Genomic DNA, 23,439 nt, shown 5'->3' with positions numbered 1-23,439 from the left:
GGCGGTCCCCCCCCCAACGCATCATCAAACGGAGCGGCCGGAGAAGACGCGGTGCCCCCACTTGGGGGCGTCGGAGGGGCCGCCGAAATTGCCCCGAGTGGTTCGGGTGGGATGGGGGCCGACAATCCAGATGGTACCGGTGAAGTCGGCCAAGTTTATGGTGGGGGAGGTGGAGGTTCTGCAGGCAACCCGGCTGGCTATGCCGATGGTGGGAGCGGTTTAGTACGAATCAAAGAATATGGGTAATTACGCCATTGGCCAATGAAACTTAGCGCATAGGCCCTGAGGCAACAGAGAGTTCATCCATTTTTGAATGGCGGGGGTGAAGCAATCTCGCCATTCGTCATTCAAGCCTCTTCGAAAATGGGCCTTTCCCACCTCAGGTTCTTGGATTTTTTGAGGATCGAAGTGCATGCTTTTACCAAAATTTTCTACGATGATTTTTATCAATCCACTGTTGCTCTTCTCAAATTCCGAGTGGTCTGTGAAAGTTATATTGAAACGGTTGTCTGACTGTGAAACAGCCAACCATTGAACTATCCATCTTATGCAAGACGGATAGTGGTTCGTTGCAAACCACTCAAATTTGATAGCTTCCGGTAGTTCATCAAAGCCTTTGGGCAATGGCGGGTCGGCAAGATGACGCTGATGAGATAGCTTCCCAACCACTTCGTTTGACAGGTATTTTGCCCATGAGACAGTTGCTTGTCTTGGATCTCTTACGTGTACATGGATGTGCTTGATTCCTGCGCGATGAAGTATTTCCAGATTTTCCATACTAGGATCAAGATGGGTTTGAGAAACAGCCCCTCCCATGGCAAATATTTTTAATGATTCGGAAAGAATATAATCGTTTGGAAATCTCGCAAGGCTAATCTGAATATGGGGTATTTTTAAAGAAATAGATAAATTGTTTTGAATATAAACACTGCCTGATTTCGGCAATGTCACGACCATAATAGGAGGGATTTCTTTTCTAATCCCATCTAGCCTTAATTTTTCTTCTTCAGAAGACCAGTATCGAAAGCCGTTTAAAATGAGACTGTCGTGCAAATTCTGAGCTGATCGAAAGTCTCTATTCTTTGAGAATTTTGTGAAAAACGGGGAAACGACGTTTGTGTGGTAGTATCCGTTTTTTAGAACAAGATCTGTTTTTCTGAATGCTTCCTCTTCTCCAAATAATTCATTGTCCAGATCGACGCTATGTAGATATTTTTCGAAAATTTCGTTTTTCATATTATTCTCCGACAAATCATTTTGTCACATTTCTATTGAGCTGCGAAATGTTTCCGGATTGACGAATGTAATTCGCAAAATCGTGCATTTTATTCCACTCAAGAGACCGTTCTCCAATCAGATCAAGGTTAACTCCAAAATGCCCGAAGATCACGAAGCAAGGCAAATCGCGGCTATGGCGCTGACTCGGATCGAGAGCCACGAAGACCACTGTGCAGAGCGCTGGAGCGAAGCCCGCGACGAACTGCGGGAACTGCACCGGCGGTGGTGGTGGCTGCTGACGAGCACGATCCTCGCCGGGGCTGGGGTGCTCCTCGGGTTGTTCCGGATTTGGGCCGAACTGCAGCAGACGTTGTCGACGATTCAAATCGCGCTGCACGGGCTGCGGCAGGGCGCGGGAGGGTAGGGCAATGCCTTTGAGCCGAACCGCCATCTACGCGCGGCCGCATTTTCGCTGGGATGAACTGCGTTGCCGAGGCTGCGACGGTTCCTGCCTGCACAGCCGCGACGGCAAGCCGTTAGCGAACCCCACGGAGGCCAGCCTGGACAAACTGGAGGCGTTGCGCAACGCGGTCGGCATCCCTTTGCACCTGAACTCCGCCAGCCGCTGCCCGCTGCACAATGCGCGGGTCGGCGGCGCACCGCTGTCACAGCATCGGGCGACGGCGGTGCGGCAGTCCACGGCCTACGACATCCTGATCCGAGGTATCGATAAGTGGCAGCTGATCCGGGCCGCGGAAGATGTCGGCTTCGGCGGCATCGGTACCGGCTATCGCAGCTTCGTCCATGTGGACGATCGCGGCCATCGGGCCCGCTGGTAGGAAAGGCGACCAGAAATGATCGAGATGCTGTTCTCTGCACTTTTCGGTGGAGCCACCGGCCTCATCGGCACCCTGGTCGGCAAGGTGTTCGGATGGCTGGAGCTGCGCGAGAAGAGGAAGACCCTCGTCCTGGAACAGGCCCATGAGCTGGCGCTGTTCGATCGCCAGGCTGAATTGCGCCAGACGGAGCTTGAGTCGGAGCGAGTACTAGCCGAGACGGAAGCTTGGCGCAGTGCCCGGGTCGCCAGCTACAGCCATGACGGCGCGGCCGGCGAGAGCTATCGCTGGGTGGCCGCGGTGCTGCGCCTCGTCCGGCCGGCGCTGACCCTCACCCTGCTGCTGCTGACCGGCTGGGTGGTGATGCGGGTCACCGACCTGGGCCTGCGGGCCGAAGTGAGCAGCCAGATCGTCTACCTGGCCGCGATGGCGGTCGCCTGGTGGTTCGGCGACCGGGCGCCTGTCCGGCGGTAGATCCGCTGCACCTCTATCCGACAGTCGTGCGGGGGCGTCCCGGCATCACCCCGCCCCCTCACCCCGCCCCCGGTATCGACAGCACGATCTTGCCGGCGACCGTGCGGTCGACGAAGCGCTGCAGCGCGGCGTTGGCCTCGGTCACCGGCATGGTGTCGGTGATCAGCGGCTTCAGGTGGCCGGCATCGGCCAAGGCCAGCATGTCCTCCTTCATCCGGCGGCCGGCGAGCGGGTCCTGGCGGCCGAATTCGCCGGCGCGGACGCCGACGATGTCGCAATCCTTCAGCAGCACCCGGTTGGCGGGCGCCGCCGGCAGGGTGCCGCTGGCGAAGCCGATCACCAGCAGCCGGCCGCGGCGGGCCATGCAGCGCAGAGTCTCGGTGAAGATCTCGCCGCCGACCGGGTCGTAGGCGATGTCGACGCCGCGGCCGCCGGTCGCCTCCATCACCGCGTCGCGGAAGCTGGTGCGGTTGTCGATCGCCAGGTCCGCCCCCTTCGTCAGCGCCGCCTGGCGCTTTTCCGGCGTGGAGGCGCAGGCGATCACCCGGGCACCCATCAGGTGGCCGATCTCCACCGCCGTCAGCCCGACGCCGCTGCCGGCGCCATGCACCAGCAATGTCTCCCCCGGCCGGATCCGGCCGCGCGGCACCAGGGCGCAATAGGCGGTCGAGGCCGCGACCGGGAAGGCCGCGGCCTCCGCCATGCTGAAGCCCCGGGGTACCGCCATCAGCGCGCCTTCCGGCACCACGACCTCTTCCGCGAAGGCGCCGACCCGCAGGTTCACGATCACCGAATCGCCGACCGCGAAGCGCCGAACCTCCGGCCCCGCCTCGATCACATGGCCGGCGCCCTCGAAGCCCGGCACGAAGGGCAGCTCCGGCTTGTATTGGTACTCCCCCCGCAGCATCAGCATGTCGGGGAAGTTCGCGGCGGCGGCGGCGAGGCGGATGCGCAGCTGGTCCGGCTTCAGCGGCCGGCGTTCCTGCGCCTCCCAGGTCAGGACCCCGGGGCCGCCCAGCCGGCGGCAGATCATGGCATGGTAGGTTTCGGTCATGCCCCCGATCCTACCGACAGCCGCGCGCCCGCGCGACAGGATGATGCGCCGGCAGCCATCGGAAGCCGAACGCCGCCGCCTCGGGCGCCTCGTGCTGGCCGCACCTGGGCGCCTGGCCATGCTGCGCGGCCTGCAGCGGCTGGACCTGCCCGATGCCTGGATCGCCGCCGGCGCACTGCGCGAGGCGGCCTGGGACCAGCTGCACGGCCGGCCCCTGCGGCGGCCGCGCGGCGATGTCGACGTGATCTGGTTCGCAACCGGCGGCGATGCCGCCCTGGACCGCCGGCTGGAAGCACGGCTGCGCGCAGCGATGCCGCACATCGCCTGGTCGGTGAAGAACCAGGCCCGCATGCATCTGCGCAACGGCGATCCGCCCTATCGCGACTGCGCCGCGGCGATGCGGCACTGGCCCGAGACGGCGACAGCCGTCGCGCTGCGGTTGCGCGGCGGGCGGCTGGAGGTGCTGGCGCCATTCGGGGTGGCGGACCTGTTCGGGTTGCGGCTGCGACCGACCCCGGCCTTTGCCGGGGAAAAGCATCGGCAGTTCCGCGCCCGCCTGGCTGCGAAGCGCTGGCGCCGCCGCTGGCCCCGATTGCGGCTGGCCCGGCCGCTCAGGCCGGCGCACCGCCGCCGCGACGCGGCCGCAGCGCGCGGCTGACCAGCCAGTAGGCCAGGAGATAGGCCAGTCCGGCCGCCATCGACACCGCGCTGCCGGCGACCACCCCCAGGGCGCCGAAGGCGAAATGGGCGCAGACGATATAGGCGGTGACCGAGCCCAGGCCGAACGGGAAGTTGCGCAGCAGGCCATGCGCATGCTGCGCCGAATAGCTGGCATGGATCACCAGCAGCAGCGGGAAGAAGGTGAGCGGGAAGCCGGAGAGCAGGCCCGCCCAATGGGGCCCGATCAGGTCCGCGGTGCCGGTGACCGCCAGCACCACGGCGACCGCGGTTCCGGCCCGCACCAGCAGCATGAGCGGGGTCAGGCGCACCCGCCGGACCATCGCCTGTTCCGGGATCGCATGCATCGCCGCCATCGCCGCCGCGATGGCGACAAGGGTCAGCCCGGCGGCGGCGGCAAAGCCCAATTCCAGCAGGGAGAGCAGCCAGGCGGCGAGGCCGAAGGCGGGCAGAGCGGCGAGGCAGGCCCGCGCCAGGCCGCGAAGCCGCCGGGCCGGGTCGGTGGCGTGCCGCGAGGCCTGCCAATAGGCGTAGCAGAGCGCCAGGGTCGCGATCAGCCCGCCCAGGGTATGGCCGGCGGCGGCCACGACGAAGCCCGGCCCCTGTTCCAGCCCGATGAAGAAATAGAGGATCGCGGTGCCCAGCGGCAGGCCGGCCAGCACGCCGGCGATCCGCGGCCCGGCGCGTTCCGCCAGGATCGACAGGCCGATCACGACGCTGCCGGTCACCACGGTCTTGGCCAGCAGCAGGCCGTCGAGCATCGCCTGCCCCCTCCGCCCTCGAGCCCGGTTCAGTACTGCTGCAGGATGGCGCTGATGTCGCTGCGCACCGCGTCGAAGGCATGGCCGCGGCCGAAGGGACGGCCCTTGCGGCTGTTCACCAGGAAGGCGAAGGCGCCGAAGCCGCCGCCGCGCGCCCGCCAGTAGCCGGCGAAGCCGAACACCGAGCGCGGCTCCGACAGCCAGCCGGTCTTTCCCGCAACCCGGGTGCGCCAGTCGGTATTGCCGCGCTTGATGGTGCGGCCGCGGGCGCTCATCGGCACTTCCAGCCCGGCATAGAAGTCGGGGAAGCTGGCGGTGTCCAGGTACATGCCGTGCAGCAGGGCGACGATCGCCGCCGCGCTGACCCGGCTTTCCGGGCTCAGCCCGCTGCCGCTGAAAAGCTGCGGGTCCTGCCCGTCGCCGGGGCCCAGCACCGTCTCTCCCAGGCGGCCGGAGGCCGCGGCCAGGCTCTGCCGCTGCCCCGGCCGCAGGTCGGCGGCCAGGTCCAGGGTCAGGATGTCGGCGATGGCATTGTTGGAAAAGCGCAGCATGTCGGCCAGGATCAACCCGAGGCGCTGGCCGTTGAAGGCCATCAGCTGCCGCGCATCCGCCGGCACCGGCGCATCCTCCACCGTGACACCGCCGTCGATCCGGATGCCGCTGCGCTGCAGATAGCCGTGCAGGATCTGCCCCAGCACCAGCGGCGGGTTGCTGATCGCGCGGTGGAAGATGAAGGGGGCAGCGCCGGCCGGCATGGAGCCGCTGACATTGATGGTGTCGACCCCGTCGGCGGTCTGGCGGCCCGCGTTCAGGGCCATGCTGCTGGCATGGGTCTTCACCGCCGCGTTGATCCGCACCGCCGGGATCGGGAAGGGCAGCATCGACACATTCGCCGGCGCGCCGGCGCCGCTGCCCGGCGTGACCATCACCGCGACGGTGCCGAAGTCGGTGGCCGCGGCGGCCAGCGGGGCGTCATAGGCATGTGCGGAGCGTCGCAGCGCCTGGCAGCGGTCCTTGATCTCGCAGTCCAGCGGGCCGAAGCGCAGCAGGTTCACCCGCAGCCGGCCGGTGATCCGCTGCACGCCGCTGGCGCGCAGCATGTCGGCCATGCGGCCCAGATCGTCCTGGGTGATCGACGGATCGCCGGAGGCGACATAGATCAGGTCGCCCTGCAGCACGCCGCCCTGCACCGGGCCGGTGCCGTAGAGCGGGGTGGAGAATTCATGCCCGGCGCCATAGGTGCGCAGGGCGTCGGCGGCGACGAACAGCTTGCTGACCGAGGCCGGCGACAGCGGCTGGTCGGCATTCATCGAAGCGATCCGGTGGGCGCGGCCCTGGTCGTCGAAGCGCACCACCAGGGCGGTGACGTCGGCGCCCATCGCGGCCATCGCCGGCAGGCCCGCCGCTTCCTGCGCGCGGAGCGGCGCGGCGTTGGACAACAGGGATGCCAGCAGGGCGAGCAGGTAGAACACCGGCAGCCAGCCGGCCGGACGCAGGCCTTTCAGCACTTCCCAACCTCCATGCGGCACCTTCTCCCGGCGCCCCTTCGGCGGGGCGCGGCCGGAGAGTGGCACGGGGCGCGGGCGGATTGGAAGCCGGCCCCCGCCTGAAGATCGGAGGGCGGCCGGAAATGGTCAGGAAGCGGCGCGGCTGGCCTTGCGGCGCTCGTGCGGCAGCAGGTGGCGCTTGCGCAGGCGGATCGCCTTCGGCGTCACCTCGACCAGCTCGTCGTCGTCGATATAGGCCAGCGCCTTTTCCAGAGTCATCCGCAGGGGCGGGGTCAGCTTCACCGCATCGTCCTTGCCGGCAGCGCGGATGTTGGTCAGCTGCTTCGCCTTCAGCGGATTCACGTCCAGGTCGTTGTCGCGGCTGTTCTCGCCCACGATCATGCCCTGGTAGACCTCGGTCCCGGGCTCCACCATCAGCGCGCCGCGCTCTTCCAGGTTCCACAGGGCATAGGCCACGGCGGCGCCGTCGGCGTTGGAGACCAGGACGCCGTTGCGGCGGCCCGGGATCGGGCCGCGATGCGGCCCGTAGGCATGGAACACCCGGTGCATGATGCCGGTGCCGCGGGTGTCGGTCAGGAACTCGCCGTGATAGCCGATCAGGCCGCGGCTGGGGGCGATGAAGGTCAGCCGGGTCTTGCCGCCGCCGGAGGGGCGCATGTCCTGCAGCTCCGCGCGGCGCTCCGACATCTTCTCCACCACCGGGCCGGTATAGGCGTCGTCGACGTCGATCTGCACATTCTCCAGCGGCTCCAGTTCCTGGCCGGTCTGGGGATCGCGGCGCGACAGCACCCGCGGCCGGCTGACCGCGACCTCGTAGCCTTCCCGCCGCATGGTTTCGATGAGCACGCCGAGCTGCAGCTCGCCGCGGCCGGCGACCTCGAAACTGTCCTTGTCCTCGCTCTCCGTCACCTTGATCGCGACATTGCCCTCCGCCTCGCGCTGCAGGCGGGCCCAAAGCACCCGGCTGGTGACCTTGTCGCCGTCGCGGCCGGCCAGCGGCGAGGTGTTGACGGAAAAGGTCATCGCCAGGGTCGGCGGGTCGATCGGCGTGGCGGGCAGGGCGGCTTCCAGGTCCAGCGCGCCCAGGGTGTCGGCGACGGTGGCCTTCTGCAGGCCCGCGATCGCGACGATGTCGCCGGCCTCGCCGCTTTCGACCGGCACCCGCTCCAGCCCGCGGAAGGACAGGAGCTTGCTGATCCGCGCGCGCTCCACCTCGGTGCCGTCGGGGCGCAGGGCGCGGACCATCTGGTTGACCGCGACCCGGCCGGCCTGGATCCGGCCGGTCAGGATGCGCCCCAGATAGGGATCGGCCTCCAGGATCGAGGCGAGGATCGCGAAGGGCGCGTCCGGTTCCGCCTTCGGCGGCGGGACATGGTCCAGGATCAGGCGGAACATCGGCGCCAGGTCCTTGCGCTCCTCGTCCAGCTCGGTCACCGCCCAGCCTTCCCGGCCGGAGGCATAGAGCATCGGGAAGTCGAGCTGCGCGTCGCTCGCGTCCAGGGCGGCGAACAGGTCGAAGACCTCCTCGTGCACCTCTTCGGGGCGGGCGTCGGGGCGGTCGATCTTGTTGACCACGACGATCGGCCGCAGGCCCAGCCGCAGCGCCTTCTGGGTGACGAACTTGGTCTGCGGCAGCGGCCCCTCGGCGGCATCGACCAGCAGGATCACGCCGTCGACCATCGACAGGATGCGCTCCACCTCACCGCCGAAATCGGCATGGCCGGGCGTGTCGACGATGTTGATCCGCACGTCCTGCCAGTCGACCGCGGTGCATTTCGCCAGGATGGTGATGCCGCGCTCACGTTCCAGGTCGTTGCGGTCGAGCGCGCGCTCCGCCACCTGCTGGTTGGCGCGGAAGGCGCCAGACTGGCGCAGGAGGGAATCGACCAGGGTTGTCTTGCCATGGTCGACATGGGCGATGATGGCGATATTGCGACGGTCCAAGGGGCACACTGTCTGAAGGTTCGGGGGCGCCGCACAGGGCGCGCGCGCTGCCTTATACCCGGCGCGCTGCGGCGCGACAACGCGCATGCTGCAACTGCGAGATCGCGGGGCGCCGGGATTCTGCGCGGGGTATTGCCCGGAATACTGCTCCGAAAGGTTTGAACGGAAATTTAACGCACCCGCCCCATCCTTCCCCATGTCGGCAATCCGGAGTACCCGCATGGGCCTCTACCCCATCTTCGCGCCTGTATCGTGCCGCCCGGCGATCCGCGCCGCTGCCCTGACGCTCGCGCTGGGCCTCGGCCTTGCGGTCGCGGTGCCTGCGCGTGCGGAAGAGCCGTTCCGGATCGGCACCTCCGGCACCGGCCTGCTGGTCTGGATCGCGCAGGCCATGGGTGCCTTCGACGATGCCGGGGTCGAGGTGGAGATCGAGCGCCTGACCTCCGGCGTCGAGGGGCTGGACCGGACCGAGAACGGCACACTGGACCTGGCCGCCAGCTCGGAGTTCGCCTTCACCACCCGGGTCGCCGGTGGCGCCGACCTGTGCATCTACGGCACCCTTTCCGCATCCCGCACGGTGCAGCTCCTCGCCCATGCCGGCAGGGTCGGGCCGGCCCCGGCGGACCTTGCCGGCAAGCGGATCGGCGTGACGCAGGGCAGCGTCGCCCGCTTCTTCCTCTGGCAGTACCTGGCGCTGGAACAGGTGCCGGAGGAGGATGTCGTCCTGGTCGACCTGATCCCGAAGGACATGGTCCGGGCGATGCGCGACGGGGAGATCGACGCCGCGATCGTCTGGGAGCCGCACGCGACGCAGATCCGTGAACTGCTGCGGGACCGGCTGGTCGACTACAGGGATCAGAGCATGCAGCACTATTATTTCGTCCTGCAGGGGCCCTGCGACCTGGAGCGGCGGCGGCCGGAGGCCCTGCGCGCGGTGCTGGCGGCGCTGATCGAGGCGGACGCCCTGGCCCGGCGCGATCCCGAGCGGGCCAAGCGCTACATCATGCCGGTGCTCCGGCTGGGCCCGGCAGAGGTCGACCGGGTCTGGCCGAAACATTCGCTGGGCGTCGTGCTGCCGCAGGACCTGCTGCTGCTGATGGAGATGGAGGCGCGCTGGCTGCAGTCGGCGGGTCTGGCCGGCGACGGCGCGATCAATGCCCTGCAGCGGGTCCGGCCGCAGCCGCTGGCCGACGTTGCACCGGCGGCCGTGCAGATGGTGTGGTAGCGGCATGAAGCTGCGCACCAAGGCCCTGCTGTTCAACCTCGGGGTCAGTGCGACCGCGCTGTTCCTGGCGGCCGTGATCGCGACGGCCATCGTCCTTGTCGTGCGCATGGAGGAGAGGTCGTCGAGACTGGCCCTGCTGCGCGCCGACATGCTGCGGGCGGAGGGCCTGACCTCGGAGCTTCTCCTTGACGGCGCGGGCGAGCGGCCGCTGCAGCAATGGCGGAAACTGTCCCTCGACCTTCAGACGCGGCTGCTGGGCGAAGAGGGGCCGCTGCCCGACATGCCCCAGCTGCGGGAAGAGTTCCTCAGCCGGATCCGTGCGATGGACCAGTCGTTCGAGCGGCTGGGCCAGCTGAGCGGGGCGGAACCGGCGATCATCCGCAATGTCCTCGTGATGCGTCTGCGGACCAACAAGGACGCCCTGCTGTCCCGCATCGAGGAAATCGAGGGCGAGACGATCCTGAGTACCGCGGAACAGCACCGCTGGCTGGTCGCCGCCGCATTGGCCGCGATCGCCGTCCTGCTGGTCCTCGCCGGCAGCCACTACTGGGTCACCCGGCGCTATCTGCTGTCGACCTACGAGGAGCTGGGCGGGACGATCCGCGGCCTGGCCGACGGCCAGCTGGCCGTGCCGATCCCGGCGACGGGGAGCGGGGAGGCGGGCGAGCTGCTGGGGCGGCTGGAGGAGATGCGGGCGCGCCTCTTCGAGGCGATGCAGCGCGAGGCCGAGCAGCGCCGGCGGGCCGAGGACCTGAGCCGCGCGAAATCCAACTTCGTCGCCTCCGTCAGCCACGAGCTGCGTACCCCCCTGAGCGGCCTGCTGGGGCGGCTGGAGCTGGCAGCGGGCCGGACCGCCTTGCCGGCAATCGCCGCCGACCTGGCGCTGGCCCGCACCGCCGGCAGCCATCTGCTGGCCCTGGTCAACCAGGTTCTCGACTTCTCGCGCATGGAGGCGGGGCATTTCGAGCTGGCCGTGGCGCCGTTCGACCCGGACCAGCTGGTCCGCGGCGTGGAGGGCCTGCTGGCCGCCGAGGCGGCGGAGCGGGGCCTGCATCTGCGGACCGCCTTCGCCTTCGAAGGGGGCGAGGGTTGCCGGCTCCAGGGCGACGAGCCGCGGCTGCGGCAGGTGCTGATCAACCTGGTCGGCAATGCGATCAAGTTCACCCCGTCGGGCGAGGTCGAGGTTGCGGGCGGGGTGACGGCAAGCGGCTCCGGCCGCCGGCTGCTGTCCCTGACGGTCAGCGATACCGGGCCGGGGGTCCCGGCGGAGGCGCGGGAGCGCATCTTCGGGGAATTCGTGCAGCTGGAGCAGAGCGGCGATGCCACGCAGTCGGGTGCCGGCCTGGGGTTGGCGATCACCGCCCGCATCGTGCACCGGATGGGCGGCGTGATCAGCGTCGGCGAGGCGGCGGGCGGCGGCGCCTGTTTCCGCGTGGCGGTGGACCTGCCGCTGGCACCTGCGGCGGCGGCCCGCGAGAGCGCCGGCGCAAAGCTGCCCGACGCCCCGCTGTCGGTCCTTGTGGTTGAGGATGTCGCCTTCAACCGCGATATCGTCCGCGAGTTCCTCACCGCCGCCGGCCATCGTGTCGAAGAGGCCGGCGACGGCCGAGAGGCGCTGCGCCGCCTGGCCGGTTCCGGACCCTTCGACGTTGTCCTCATGGACATCAACATGCCCGTCATGGACGGGATCGAGGCCACCCGCCAGATCCGTGCAAGCGGTGCGGACTGGGCGGATCTGCCGATCCTGGGCCTGACCGCGAATGCCTTCCACGAACAGGTGCAGACCTATCTGGCAGCCGGCATGACCGGCTGCCTCGCCAAGCCGGTGGTGTGGGACGAGCTCTATTCCCGCCTGTCCGAGGTCACCGGGCGCAATGTCTCGCGGGTTCGCATCGATCGCCGCGACCGTGCCGCGACGCCTGCCTCCGCCGCGCCGGTTGTCGCCCCTGTTCCTGCATCGCCGCCGGTTGCAGGGATCGTCGACCGGCAGCAGATGGAGGATCTGCTGACCTATCTGGGCGCCGACCAGGCCATCGCCTCGCAGCAGGAGGCGCTGGCCCATCTCGAGGACCGCATGCCGCATCTGCCGGACCTCTGCGGCAGCCCGGTCCAGTTCACCCGGGAGGTGCATGCCCTGGCCGGCGTCGCCAGCAATTTCGGCTTCGCCGCGCTGGCGGCGCGGCTGCGGCAGCTGGAACAGGGCGGGCCCGGCGGCGGTGACGGGGCCGCGGCGATGGCCGACCTGCCGGACCTGGTCGCGGTCACCCGCCGGGAGACAGAGCGGCTGATGGCTACGCTGAGCGGAGATGCCGTCAGTTCTGCCGGTGCGCGGACCGCCGGCGGCTAGTGGGAGCGCGGCGCTAGTAGCCTTCCGCCTCCGGAAAGTACTGGTAGAGCCAGGTCTCCGTCAGGGCGCCGGCAGCCCGCCGCTTGCCCGCGCCCTTCAGATAGAGCCGCATGTCCACCGGCTCCGCGCCCGCCGCCTGCACTTCGAAAAAGGCACGGATCCGGCCCGGGCGGCCGACCACCGGATGGGCGTCCTGCAGTCCGGCGGCGCCGCGGGAGAGGGTGACTTCCGGGGCGACCTCGCCGCGGCCGAAGGCGGCCAGGTCGCCGCCCTCGAAATCCACCACGAAGCGGGTGACCCCCTCCGGGCGCGGCTGCCCGGGCACGCCGCCGGCGCCGCTCCAGGTCGCCACGGTCCGGCCCAGGGCGCGGGCGGCGGGGATCGCCCCGTCCCACAGCAGCCGATAGCCGAACGCCAGCCGCTGGCCGGGTTCCGCCGGCGCCTCCGGCACCCAGTAGGCGACGATATTGTCGTGGATCTCGTCGTCGGTCGGGATCTCGACGAGCTGCACCTGGCCGCGGCCCCAGTCCCCCTTGGGCGCCACCCACAGGGAGGGGCGGCGATCGTAGAACACGCCATCGTCCTGGTAATGGTCGAAGGCGCGATCGCGCTGCAGCAGGCCGAAGCCCTTCGGATCGCTGTCCTGGAACGAATTGGTCATCACCCGCGGCGGGTTCTTCAGCGGTCGCCAGATCCGCTCGCCGCTGCCGGTCCAGATCGCCAGGCCGTCGGAATCGTGGATCTCCGGCCGCCAGTCCCGCGCCTGCCGGCCATGGGTCTCGCCATACCAGAACATGCTGGTCAGCGGCGCGATCCCCAGGCGCCGGATCGGCGTGCGCGGGAACAGCGCGCAGTCGACGTCCATCTCCACCCCGTCGGCCGCCGTGCCGCTCTGGCCATGGTTGCGGCAGTCGATGCGGAAGGCGCCGGCGATGCTGGGGCTGTCCAGGCGCGCATAGACGATCACGCGGCCCTGTTCGCCGGGGATGCGCTGCAGCCAGAAGCCGGTGAAGCGGGGGAATTCCTCCGGCGTGTCCAGGCCGGTGTCGATCGCCAGGCCGCGGGCCGACAGGCCGTACTGGCCGCGCGCGCCGGCGGTCCGGAAATAGGAGGCGCCGAGGAAGGCGATCCAGTCCCCCTGCTGGCCCGGCATGGCGATCCGGAAGCCGGAAAAGCCGATATCGTCCGGCAGGGCCCGCGCCACATGGTCGGCCGGCATGTCGAAATAGTCCTGCCGGTACAGGATCTCCCGCGCCGTACCGTCGCCGACCACCCAGATCCGGCAGGGATCCTGGAAATAGCGGCCGAGATGGAACAGCTGCACCGGGTCGCCGCCGCCGCCATCGGCCCAGAGCGCGGCCGCCTTGCGGAAGCGGATCGCCTGGAAGGCGTCATAGTCGATGCGATCCAGGATCTCCCGGTGCGGGTTGGGGCCAGCCTGCCAGGGCCGTGCCGCGGCCGCTTCGGCCTCCGCCTTCAGGCGCTCGAAGCTGAACGGCACCGGCGGGCCGAGGATCAGGGGGCCGGCCGGCGCAGCCGGCGCGGCGGTGCCGGCGCCGTTGCCGGCAGCGGCCTGCAGGGAGCCGGGCAGCAGGCCCAGAGCGGCAAGGCTGATGGAAGCGCTCAGGATCTCGCGTCGGTTCATCGGTGGTCGTCTGTTGCGGGGCGGGCCGGCAGTGAAGCGGGCCGGCAGTGAAGCGATCTGGCAGTGAAACGGTCTGGCTGTGAACAGGGATAACAGCGAAGCGGTGGCAATGTTCCATCGCCGCGCGGCGGCCGGGTCCGGTGTCCGCGGTCAGCGGAAATGGCGCTCCATCCGGTCCAGCGCCGCATCCAGCGTAGCGGTGGACTTGCAGAAGCAGAAGCGGGCGGTGTCGGTGATCGGCGTCTCGTGGCAGAAGGCGGAGACGGGGATCGCGGTCACCCGCGCCTCCTCCGTCAGGTGGCGGCAGAAGGCGACATCGTCGCCGTTGAAGCCGGTGGAGCCGATGTCGATGTTCACGAAATAGGTGCCGGCGCAGTCGTGGGTGGCGATCCCCATGCGGCGGAAGCCGGCCACCAGGTGGTCGCGGCCCGCCTGCATGCGCTGCGCCAGTCCGTCGAAATAGCCGTCCTCCTTGTCCAGGCCGACGGCAACGGCTGCCTGCAGGTTGGGCGGCGTGGTGAAGGTCAGGAACTGGTGCGCCTTGATGACCGGCGCCAGCAGATCCGCCTGGCCCGTGATCAGGCCGATCTTCCAGCCGGTCAGGGAGAACATCTTGCCGGCGGACGAGATCTTCACCGTGCGCTCGAACATGCCGGGCAGGGTGTTGAACGGCACGTGCCGCAGCCCGTCATAGACCAGGTGCTCGTAGACCTCGTCAGAGATGACATAGGCGTCGCTCGCTTCCACGAACTCCGCGATCAGCGCCAGTTCTGCAGGCGAGAAGACCTTGCCCGTCGGGTTCAGCGGGTTGTTGAGGATCACCGCCTTGGTCTTCGGGCCGAAGGCGCGGGCCAGGTCGTCGCGGTTCAGGGTCCATTGCGGCGGGCGAAGGGTGACGATCCGCGGCACGCCGCCCGCCCGCTGCACCATCGGCACATAGGCGTCATACATCGGCTGGAACATCACCACTTCGTCGCCAGTGTCGATCAGCGACAGGATCGCGCAGATCAGCGCCTCGGTGGCGCCGGAGGTGATCAGGGTCTCGGCGGTCCAGTCCAGGTCCAGGCCGTAGAAGCGTTTCTCGTGGCGGGCCAGCGCCTGCCGGACCTCCGGAATGCCGGTCATCGGCGGGTACTGGTTCCAGCCGTTCATCAGCGCATCGGCTGCCGCCTGGCGCAGATCCTGCGGCCCGTTGTCGTCGGGAAAGCCCTGGCCCAGGTTGATGGCGTCGTGCTGCCGGGCCAGGTCGTTCATCGCCTGGAAGATGGTTGTGCCCATCCGGTCATAGATCGGATTGACCGCTCGCATGATGTTCCCTTCCCCGACTGCGCGACGCGCAGGAAGCCGACACAACCTTGTCACGGTTGCCGATTCCGCTGTCTTTAGCCGGGCAAGGCCAGGCCTTGCAATCGGAGTTTTCGGGCGCGAGGCGGCTTTCGGCTCAGCCCCAGAGGGCGGCCGGCGGGGGCATCATCCGGCTGTCGTCGAACTGGATGCCGGGATCGCGGTCGCGGGCCAGCAGCAGCGGGCCGTCCAGGTCCACGAAGTCGGCACCCTGCGCCACCAGCACCGCCGGCGCCATCGCCAGGGATGTTGCCAGCATGCAGCCCACCATGACCTTCAGGCCGGCCTCGCGGGCCGCCTGCCGCAGGTCCAGCGCCTCGGTCAGCCCGCCGGTCTTGTCCAGCTTGATGTTGACGGCGTCGTAGCGCCCGACCAGCGCCTCAAGCCCGGACCGGTCGTGGCAGCTCTCATCGGCGCAGAAGGCGACCGGGTGCGGGATGCCGGCCAGGCCCGCGTCCTTGCCGGCGGGCAGCGGCTGTTCGATCAGGGAGACGCCGAGCCGGGCGAGTGCCGCCGGCATGACGGCAAGCTCGTCGGGGCCCCAGGCCTCGTTCGCATCGACGATCAGGGTGGCGTCGGTGGCCGCGCGCACCGCGGCGACCCGGTCCAGGTCCGCCGTTCCGCCGCCCAGCTTCAGCTTCAGCAGCGGCCGGTGGCGATTGGCCGCCGCCTGTTCCCCCATCGCCGCCGGATCGTCCAGCGACAGGGTGAAGGCGGTGATCAGCGGCTGCGGCGCCGGCAGTCCGGCCAGTTCGTGCACCGGCCGGCCGGCCAGCTTCGCCTCCAGGTCCCAGAGGGCACAGTCGATGGCATTGCGCGCCGCGCCCGCCTTCATGCGCCGGCGCAGCTCCTCCCGCCCCAGGCCGCCGGCGATCGCATCGGCCTGTTCGGCGATGGCGGCGCAGACGCTGTCCACGCTCTCGCCGTAGCGGGCATAGGGGACGCACTCGCCCTGGCCGACAACATCCCCCTCGGCGATCCGGCAGACCACGGTACGGACCTCGGTCCGGGCATCGCGGCTGATCCGGAACACGCCCCGGATCGGCCAGGCCTCCGCCCCCGCGGTCAGGCTGCGCTGCGCCATCGGCTCAGGCCAGCAGGTTGTCGAGGATCGGGTCCACGCCGAAGCGCACCGGGTCGGTGGCCGGCAGGCCGGTCTGCGCCTCGATCTCCTTCAGACAGGCGCGCGCCGCCGCCTCGTCGGGCAGGTTGTGGGTGTCCACCGCCACGCCGACGAACTTCACGTCCGGGCTGGTCAGCCGGCTGCAGGCCAGGTTGTGCGCCATGCAGGCCTGCAGGTCCGGGATCGGGTAGTGCGGCAGGCCGCGCATGTGGGTGCGGGTCGGCTCGTGGCACAGCACCAGGGCGTCCGGCGCCGCGCCGTGCAGCAGGCCCAGGCTGACGCCCGCGAAAGAGGGATGGAACAGCGAGCCCTGGCCCTCGATCAGGTCCCAATGGTCGGGCTCGTTGTCCGGCGTCAGCCATTCCACCGCGCCGGAGATGAAGTCCGCAATCACCGCGTCCAGCGGGATGCCGCGCCCGGCGATGAAGATGCCGGTCTGCCCGGTGGCGCGGAAATCCGCCTTGATGCCGCGGTCGGTCAGCCCCTTCTCCAGGCTCAGCGCGGTGTACTTCTTGCCCACCGAGCAGTCGGTGCCGACGGTCAGCAGGCGCTTGCCGCTGCGCCGCTTGCCCTTGCCGGTGGCGAAGTCCTGGGTCGGGTGGCGCACGTCGTACAGGCTGCGGCCCAGCGCCTTCGCCCGCTCCGCCACCTGCGGGATGCTGCCCAGCTTCTTGTGCAGGCCGCTGGCGATGTCGAAACCGGCCTCCAGTGCCTCGAGGATCGTCTCGATCCAGCTGTCGGGCAGGACGCCGCCGGAATTCACCACCCCGATCACCATGGTCCGGACACCCTGCGCCTTGGCTTCCGCAATGCCCATGTCGGTCAGGCCGACATCGGCCTTGCAGCCCTCCAGGCGCAGCTGGCCGACGCACCAGTCCGGGCGCCAGTGCACGATTCCCGCCGCGGTCTTTGCCGCGAGCTGGTCATGGGCATCGCCGAGAAACAACAGATAGGGCTTTTCCATTCGCTCAACTCCTGCAGCGCGGCCGCCGGCCCCGGTCCTACCGGATGTCTCCAGGCTCTTCCCGGAGGCCGGCGCGGGGTCGTCGGTGGCCGGTGTCAGCCTGTGCATACCGCTGGATGATGGGGGAAGCCAAGCGCGATCTGGCAGCGCCTGCCGGGAGAAGGCCCTCGGCCGGCCACCGCTATCGTGTCCGCAGGCGCGGCTGCTCCGGCTGGTCCAGCTGCAGGGCCGGCACGGGCTGTTCCGTGGCCACCGGCGCCGGCCGCCCCGCCCAGGGAGAACTGTCCAGCCAGGCGAGGAACGCGGTCTCGTCCAGCGGCCGGCTGACGAAATATCCCTGGATCGTATCGCAACGCAGGTGACTCAGATGCTCCAGGGTCGGCTCGTCCTCGACCCCCTCCGCGGTGACCTTGAGGCTGAGGTTGTGCGCCAGCTCGATCATCGTGCGGGTGATCACCTCGTCGTCCGGCACCCGCTGCATGTTCATCACGAAGGACTTGTCGATCTTCAGCTCGCTGATCGGCAGCCGCCGCAGATAGCCCAGCGAGGTATAGCCCGTGCCGAAATCGTCGATCGCGATGCAGACCCCCATCCGGTCCAGCCGGTTCAGGGTCTCCGTTGCGCGCGCGGCGTCGGATATGATCGCCGTCTCGGTGATCTCCAGCACCAGGTGATCGGGCGCCACCTGGTGCCGCGCGAGGCTGTTCTCCACGCTGCGCGGAAAGCCGGGATTGTGCAGGGTCAGGGCGGAGATATTGACCGACACGGTCAGGTCCCAGCCCTGCTTCTGCCATTTCGCGCAATGCCGCAGCGCGGATTCCAGCACCCAGCCGGTCAGGGCGGCAATCATGCCCGTCTGTTCCGCCAGCGGAATGAACAGATCGGGAAAGATCATGCCGAGCTTCGGGTGCCGCCAGCGCAGCAGGCATTCAACCCCTTCGATCCGGCGGTGCGTCAGGTCGATCTTGGGCTGGAAGTTGAGCTCCAGCGAATCGTCGTCCACGGCCCGCCGCAGGTCATGGCTGAGCGCGAGCTCGTCATTCTCCTCGCTTTCCGGGTCGCCCTCGAAGATGGCGAAGCCGGTGCTCTGCCGCTTGGCGGCCCGCATCGCGGTCTCCGCGCTGCGCATCAGGCCATGCGCCTCCAGCCCGTGATGCGGCGCGTGGGCGATGCCGATGCCGACACCGACCATGAACTCGCTGCGGCCGATCTTGAACGGGGCCTGCATCCGCTCGACGATCTGGCTGGCGACGGTCACCGCATGGGCGAGGCTGGTCCCCGGCGGCAGCAGGATGCCGAACTCGTCGTCCCCCACCCGTGCCAGCCGGTCGCCCGCCTGCAGCACCTCGCGCAGGCGGCCGGAGGTCAGTTCCAGCAGCTTGTCGCCCGCTTCGTGCCCCAGGGACTGGTTCACCCTGTTGAAGCCGATCAGGTCCAGCAGCAGCAGCGCCAGCGGATCCTCGGTGCTGGCATGTCCCAATGCCTCCTGCACGGCGATCAGGAACTGGCTGCGGTCGGGCAGCCGGGTCAGCGGGTCGTAGATCGTCTGCTCGGCAAGATGGCTCTCGGCCCGTTCCAGCTGGCGGCCGATCTCCGCCTGGCGGCGGGCGCCGCAGACCGCGCGCAGAAGCGCGGAGGGGGAGAGATCCTCTGCCGACAGACAGTCGGCGGCACCGGCTGCCAGCACCCGCCGCAGCCCGTCGGCCGCGGTCTGGGTGGCGAAGCAGATGATCGGCAGGGCCGGCACCGGGCTGTCGAACTCCGCCAGCAGGTCGCAGATCTCGCCATGGCTCAGCGGCGGCCAGAGCAGCAGGCCGTCATGCTGGCGCTCGGCCATCTCCTGCCGCGCGGCGGCGACGCCGTCGACCTCGTCCAGGCCCAGCGGCAGTCCGGTGGCGCCAAGCGCCGCCCGGAGGATTTCCGTCGATGCCGTGCCGCGCAGGCGGCAGATCAGGAAACGCACCGACAGCCCCGCTCGGAATCCGGGCGGGGGGCAGGCGGCGCGCGGCGCGGCGCGGCGAATGCAAGTGACGGCGCTGCAGCCCTGTCGCCGATCATCCCCATGCCCATCGTATCCCGGCCCATCCTGTCCCGGCCTGCGGACGCCCCCACCCGGCGCGTCGAACCCGGCCGTCTCGAATCCCGCATCTCGCGGCGCATCTCAGGGCGCCATGGCGCCGTCGGCGCAACTATTTGCTTGTTGCATGGCAACTATTTGCTTGTTGCATGATAAACCCCGTCCCAATCGGGACCCGGTGGAGTCTGCCGGTATTCGCGGATTCTTTCCAGGTATAGATCGTAGAGGACGGACAGATCCGGTGCCTGACGCTGGCAATTTACCGCCATTTTCTCGGCACGGTCCCAGTCCTGTGCGCGATAGGCGTGCAGCATCTGGGCGTGGTTCGCGGCCAGGCTGCGGAAGCCCTCCGACCCGGCCAGCGACTCATCGCCGAGCAGCGCGAAGATCCGTTCCGCTTCGGTCTTGCCCTTGACCGCGATGAGGTCGATTTCCAGCAGCGCGAAGCCGCTGGCACCGGCGGCCGTGTTGTCGCCGATCACGACGTTGACGCCGTAGGTCTTTGACTGTCCCTCCAGCCGCGACGCCAGGTTCACCGCATCGCCCAGCACCGAATAGTCGAAGCGCTGTTCGGAGCCCATATTGCCGACCACCACCTCGCCGCTGTTCAGGCCGATGCCGATGCGCAGCGGCACGAATGGCGTCCCTGCCGCCTCCGCCTCCGCCTTCAGTGCGGCGTTCAACTCGTCCAGCCGGGCGAACATGGCCAGCGCCGCGCCGCAGGCCTTGGCCGGATGGCCCGGCACGTCCAGCGGAGCGTTCCAGAACGCCATGATGCAGTCGCCCATATACTTGTCGATGGTGCCGCCGCTCTCCAGGATCAGGTCGGTCATCGGCGTCAGGAAGCGGTTGATCAGCCGGGTCAGGCCCTGCGGATTGCTCTTGAACTGTTCGGAGATCGTGGTGAAGCCGCGGATGTCGCAGAACAGGAAGGTCATGTCCCGCATCTCGCCGCCCAGCCGCAGCCGGCTCGGGTCGTCGGCGAGCTGCTCCACCAGCGCGGGGGAGAGGTACTGCCGGAAGGCATTGCGGACCCGGGACCGCTCCGCCTCGCTCTGCAGGTAGTTCAGCAGCGAGGAGCTGAGATAGACCAGCAGCACCGCGACCGACGGCGTGACCGGGTCGAGCAGCACAAGCTGCGTCTCGTAGCCCCAGATCGAGACGCCCACCGCCAGGGCGATGCCCGCCACGCCGATCACCGCGCACCACATCGCCCCCAGGCGGCGCATCAGGAAGATCAGCAGCAGCGACAGCACGACGACATAGACGAATTCCAGCCCGTCGAACCAGTCCGGCCGTTCCAGGAAGTGCTCCAGCAGGATCTGCTCGATCGCCATCGCATGCACCTCCACCCCCGGCAGGACCGGATCGACGGGGGAGGTGCGCAGGTCCTTCAGCCCCTCCGCGCTGGTGCCGATCAGGACGATATTGCCTTCCAGCAGCGCCGGGTCGAATGCGCCGTCCAGGACACGCCAGGCCGGCAGGAAGCGGGCCGGCTCGCTGCGGGTGAAATGCACCCACAGGCGGCCCCGGCTGTCGGTCGGCACCTCAAGCCGGCCGATCCGTATCGCCGTGATGCCGGTATTGATGCCGAAATTCTCCTGCTGGTTGGCGCCGGACGCCTTCACGATGGAGGTGGAGGCGCCCTGCGCGACCCGCAGCGCCTCCGTGGTCAGGGTGCCGTAGCGCTTGTCGCCGACCCGCACGATCAGCGGCACCCGCCGGATGATGCCGTCCCGTTCCGGGATCAGGTTGAAGCTGCCATTGCCGGCGGCCGCGGCGGCGAGGCCCTCGACATTCGTGATCGCCCCGTTGAAGCCGGGGATGAAGGCCGCCGGATCGTCCCCGGCGATGGCGAAATTCCCTTTCTGGACCGGCATGCGCGCGGTCTTCTCGGCAGTGGCGACGAAACCGGTGACGACCGGCGTCTGCGCCACGATGTCCTTCAGGACATCGTCATGGTCCGGCAGCTCCGCCAGGTTCTCCTGCAGCTTCGAGGTGTCGGACAGCCGGTTCCAGACCTCGACGATGTTGCGCGGGCTGGTCTGGTCGGGCTCGGCGAAGACGATGTCCATCGTGATCACCGCCGCGCCGGCATTGGTCAGGTCGGCGACCAGCTGCGCCACCAGTGTACGCGGCCAGGGCCACTGGCCGTAGCGGGCAAGGGTCTCGTCGTCCAGGTCGACGATGCGCACCGGCAGCGGCTCGTAGGCCCGCGGCGCGAAGCGCTGGAAATAGTCGAAGACCTGGTTCCGCAGGTCGGCCAGCACGCGGCCGGGATCCGTCACCCGCCAGGCCAGGATGGCCACCAGCACCATCAGCGGCACCACGACGGGCACCTGCCTGCGCCAGCGCCTCATCGCAGCCTTCCCCGCCCCCGGGCGGGGAAGGCCCGGTCAGTCGTGAAGCCGGCGGTAGATTTCATCGAATTCCTGGTGGTGGTTGCGGAACAGGTCCAGCAGCGCCGGGTCGAAATGTTCGCGCGGGTCCAGCCTGTCATCGCCCTCGGTCATGATCGCCACGGTCTTCTCGTGGCTGAAGGCCGGCTTGTAGGGGCGTGCCGAACGCAGGGCGTCGTAGATGTCGGCCATCGCGACGATGCGGGCGGAGAGCGGGATCTGCTCTCCCTGCAGCCCGTTGGGATAGCCGCCGCCGGCCCATTTCTCGTGATGGCCCTGCGCGATCTCCGCCGCCATCGCCAGGCGCGGCGCGGCGGCGAGGATCTGGTGGCCATAGACCGGATGGCTGTTCATCTCGTGCCGCTCCTCCGGGGTCAGCGGCCCCTTCTTGCGCAGGATCGCGGCATCGACGCTCATCTTGCCGACATCGTGCAGCTGCGCGGAATAGCGGATCTCGTCGCACCATTCCGCGGGCTGCCCGGCCATGCGGGCCAGGTGGTAGCTGTATTCGTTCACCCGGACGATATGGTTGCCGGTTTCCTCGTCATGGATCTCCGCCGCGCGGGCCAGCAGGCTGATCGACAGCATGAAGGCGTCCTCGGTCTCCGCCTGCAGGGCGGCGATGCGGGCACGGCCCTCCTGCAGCTGCCGGTTGCGCACCTGCAGCTCCCGGTTCTTGGCGCGGATGCGGTCCGCCATGTCGGCCCGTTCCACCAGGTCCGCCAGGATCCGGGAGACCGGCAGGACCAGCTCCTCCTGCGCGGTGTCGAACGGAATCGGCGCCGCGTCCGGAGCGGCCTTTTCCGGCAGCCGGTTGATCAGCTGCACCACGCCGGTGACGGCATTGCGGAAGTTCTTCAGCGGGAAGCACATCACCGACCGGGTGACATAGCCGGCGCGTTCGTTCGCCGGGTTGAACCGGTAGGGCCGGTTCTTCGGGATCTTGTAGACGTCCGGAATCCGCAGGGTCTTGCCCGTGGCGCCGACATAGGCGGCGATCGCCGGCGCGTCGAGCGGGATCTCGAAGCCCTTGGCGCGGATCCGCACCCGGTCGTTCTGCACCCGCATCGCCTGCAGCCGGCGCGACCGGCCGCGGCCGCGCACGATGAAGATGCTGCCGGCCTCGGCGTTGGTCAGCAGGCGGCATTTCAGCAGGATCTTGTCCATCAGCCGGGGCATCGGCTGCGGACCCTGCCCCTCGACGAAGTTCAGGAAATCCAGGACGGTGTTGGACGACGCTTTCATGGCCCCGCTTCGACATCTTGGGTGAACCCCACCGGCCCCCGCCGGCAGGGTAGTCATTCCAGACAAGCAAACAAGATGCCGGGGTCGACGGGTGGCGGCCACCCGGTGCCGCCTGGCGGGCGCTATGGCGCCGCGGTTTCGGCCTTCAGATAGGCGAGCAGCGCGGTCAGCTCGCTTTCCTTCCTGATGCCCGCGAACGCCATGCTGCCCTTCGGCACGACCTTCTTCGGGTTTTCCAGATAGGCCGCCAGGGTCTCGTCGTCCCAGACGATGCCGCTTGCCTTCATCGCGTCGGAATACTTGTCATAGCCCTCGTAGGTGCCGGCCTTGCGGCCGAACAGCCCCTTCAGGTCAGGCCCCATCCTCTTTGGCCCGGAGACCAGGTTGTGGCATGCCTTGCACTTGTTGAAGGACCGGGCGCCGTCCTTCATCAGCTTCGCCTGGTCGTCTTCGGCGCGGGCCGCGCCCTGGGGCATTGCCAGGGCGGAAAGAAGTGCGGCCGCGGCCAGCGCTGCGGCCGGAAGAAGCAGGCGCGGGCGCCGGGCGTCCGGATGCGCCAGGCGGGGGTGTCGGGCGTCGGTCATGATGCGGTCCTCC

19 protein-coding genes are annotated in these 23,439 nt (G+C 68.6%); 6 read left to right on the top strand and 13 right to left on the bottom strand.

Features of this window, described 5'->3' with window-relative positions; genetic code table 11:
• Positions 1 to 246: 246 nt before the first annotated feature.
• Positions 247 to 1,236 (bottom strand): hypothetical protein, encoded by a 990-nt coding sequence (locus ACFOGJ_RS28695; RefSeq protein ID WP_379906727.1) that lies wholly within the window; start codon positions 1,234 to 1,236, stop codon positions 247 to 249.
• 58 nt (positions 1,237 to 1,294) lie between these two features.
• Here ACFOGJ_RS28695 and ACFOGJ_RS28690 point away from each other — a divergent pair, with 58 nt between their 5' ends.
• The 3 genes from ACFOGJ_RS28690 to ACFOGJ_RS28680 are packed head-to-tail and all read left to right on the top strand — an operon-like array spanning position 1,295 to position 2,528.
• A complete protein-coding gene (locus ACFOGJ_RS28690; protein WP_379906726.1) occupies positions 1,295 to 1,642 on the top strand; it encodes a hypothetical protein in 348 nt (115 codons plus the stop codon).
• 4 nt (positions 1,643 to 1,646) lie between these two features.
• Positions 1,647 to 2,057 (top strand): D-Ala-D-Ala carboxypeptidase family metallohydrolase, encoded by a 411-nt coding sequence (locus ACFOGJ_RS28685; RefSeq protein ID WP_379906725.1) that lies wholly within the window; start codon positions 1,647 to 1,649, stop codon positions 2,055 to 2,057.
• A gap of 15 nt (positions 2,058 to 2,072) precedes the next feature.
• Complete coding sequence (locus ACFOGJ_RS28680; protein ID WP_379906724.1) at positions 2,073 to 2,528, top strand: hypothetical protein; 456 nt, start codon at positions 2,073 to 2,075, stop codon at positions 2,526 to 2,528.
• Positions 2,529 to 2,586: 58 nt separating this feature from the next.
• On the opposite strand, the gene ACFOGJ_RS28675 is transcribed toward ACFOGJ_RS28680, so the two are convergent.
• Positions 2,587 to 3,582, bottom strand: coding sequence for an NADPH:quinone oxidoreductase family protein (locus tag ACFOGJ_RS28675; protein WP_379906723.1), 996 nt, complete (start codon positions 3,580 to 3,582; stop codon positions 2,587 to 2,589).
• Between the two features lie 118 nt (positions 3,583 to 3,700).
• On the opposite strand from ACFOGJ_RS28675, the gene ACFOGJ_RS28670 reads away from it, so the two are divergent.
• Positions 3,701 to 4,240: a nucleotidyltransferase family protein gene (locus ACFOGJ_RS28670; protein WP_379906722.1), complete on the top strand. Its 540-nt coding sequence runs from the start codon at positions 3,701 to 3,703 to the stop codon at positions 4,238 to 4,240.
• On the opposite strand, the gene ACFOGJ_RS28665 is transcribed toward ACFOGJ_RS28670, so the two are convergent.
• From ACFOGJ_RS28665 to typA, 3 genes are all read right to left on the bottom strand, one after another.
• Positions 4,194 to 5,021 carry a hypothetical protein gene (locus ACFOGJ_RS28665; protein ID WP_379906721.1) on the bottom strand — a complete coding sequence of 276 codons (828 nt, stop codon included), beginning with the start codon at positions 5,019 to 5,021 and terminating at the stop codon, positions 4,194 to 4,196. The two genes, ACFOGJ_RS28670 and ACFOGJ_RS28665, sit on opposite strands and share 47 nt — an antisense overlap.
• Before the next feature lie 29 nt (positions 5,022 to 5,050).
• Positions 5,051 to 6,529 carry a D-alanyl-D-alanine carboxypeptidase/D-alanyl-D-alanine endopeptidase gene (dacB, locus tag ACFOGJ_RS28660; RefSeq protein ID WP_379906720.1) on the bottom strand — a complete coding sequence of 493 codons (1,479 nt, stop codon included), beginning with the start codon at positions 6,527 to 6,529 and terminating at the stop codon, positions 5,051 to 5,053.
• Positions 6,530 to 6,655: 126 nt separating this feature from the next.
• Positions 6,656 to 8,473: a translational GTPase TypA gene (gene typA, locus ACFOGJ_RS28655; RefSeq protein ID WP_379906719.1), complete on the bottom strand. Its 1,818-nt coding sequence runs from the start codon at positions 8,471 to 8,473 to the stop codon at positions 6,656 to 6,658.
• 220 nt (positions 8,474 to 8,693) lie between these two features.
• Between typA and ACFOGJ_RS28650 the strand changes: the two genes are divergently transcribed.
• Positions 8,694 to 9,698, top strand: coding sequence for an ABC transporter substrate-binding protein (locus ACFOGJ_RS28650; protein ID WP_379906718.1), 1,005 nt, complete (start codon positions 8,694 to 8,696; stop codon positions 9,696 to 9,698).
• A gap of 4 nt (positions 9,699 to 9,702) precedes the next feature.
• Complete coding sequence (locus tag ACFOGJ_RS28645; RefSeq protein WP_379906717.1) at positions 9,703 to 12,045, top strand: ATP-binding protein; 2,343 nt, start codon at positions 9,703 to 9,705, stop codon at positions 12,043 to 12,045.
• A gap of 13 nt (positions 12,046 to 12,058) precedes the next feature.
• Here ACFOGJ_RS28645 and ACFOGJ_RS28640 read toward each other — a convergent pair whose 3' ends face one another.
• From ACFOGJ_RS28640 to ACFOGJ_RS28605, 8 genes are all read right to left on the bottom strand, one after another.
• Positions 12,059 to 13,690: a glucan biosynthesis protein gene (locus ACFOGJ_RS28640; protein ID WP_379906716.1), complete on the bottom strand. Its 1,632-nt coding sequence runs from the start codon at positions 13,688 to 13,690 to the stop codon at positions 12,059 to 12,061.
• A 150-nt stretch (positions 13,691 to 13,840) separates the two neighbouring features.
• Entirely contained in the window at positions 13,841 to 14,998 is a 1,158-nt protein-coding gene (locus ACFOGJ_RS28635; RefSeq protein ID WP_379906714.1) for an aminotransferase, read from the bottom strand.
• A 133-nt stretch (positions 14,999 to 15,131) separates the two neighbouring features.
• On the bottom strand, positions 15,132 to 16,118 hold the full coding sequence (gene dgcA, locus ACFOGJ_RS28630) for an N-acetyl-D-Glu racemase DgcA (RefSeq protein ID WP_379906713.1): 987 nt from the start codon (positions 16,116 to 16,118) through the stop codon (positions 15,132 to 15,134).
• A gap of 4 nt (positions 16,119 to 16,122) precedes the next feature.
• The gene (dgcN, locus tag ACFOGJ_RS28625) at positions 16,123 to 17,121 is read right to left on the bottom strand and encodes an N-acetyltransferase DgcN (protein ID WP_379906712.1); all 999 of its coding nucleotides are present in this window, start codon (positions 17,119 to 17,121) and stop codon (positions 16,123 to 16,125) included.
• 181 nt (positions 17,122 to 17,302) lie between these two features.
• The gene (locus ACFOGJ_RS28620) at positions 17,303 to 19,084 is read right to left on the bottom strand and encodes a putative bifunctional diguanylate cyclase/phosphodiesterase (RefSeq protein ID WP_379906711.1); all 1,782 of its coding nucleotides are present in this window, start codon (positions 19,082 to 19,084) and stop codon (positions 17,303 to 17,305) included.
• Positions 19,085 to 19,332: 248 nt separating this feature from the next.
• The gene (locus tag ACFOGJ_RS28615) at positions 19,333 to 21,558 is read right to left on the bottom strand and encodes a CHASE2 domain-containing protein (RefSeq protein ID WP_379906710.1); all 2,226 of its coding nucleotides are present in this window, start codon (positions 21,556 to 21,558) and stop codon (positions 19,333 to 19,335) included.
• 36 nt (positions 21,559 to 21,594) lie between these two features.
• The gene (locus ACFOGJ_RS28610) at positions 21,595 to 22,842 is read right to left on the bottom strand and encodes an HD domain-containing phosphohydrolase (protein ID WP_379906709.1); all 1,248 of its coding nucleotides are present in this window, start codon (positions 22,840 to 22,842) and stop codon (positions 21,595 to 21,597) included.
• A gap of 122 nt (positions 22,843 to 22,964) precedes the next feature.
• Positions 22,965 to 23,426, bottom strand: a complete 462-nt coding sequence (locus tag ACFOGJ_RS28605) for a c-type cytochrome (RefSeq protein WP_379906707.1) — start codon at positions 23,424 to 23,426, stop codon at positions 22,965 to 22,967.
• Between the last annotated feature and the right edge of the window lie 13 nt (positions 23,427 to 23,439).

The sequence above is a fragment of the Marinibaculum pumilum genome (assembly GCF_042646425.1).
Taxonomy (GTDB): Bacteria; Pseudomonadota; Alphaproteobacteria; order Ferrovibrionales; family Ferrovibrionaceae; genus Marinibaculum; species Marinibaculum pumilum.
Note: the sequence above shows the minus strand (reverse complement) of the source record. Positions and strands in the feature narration are given on the sequence as shown.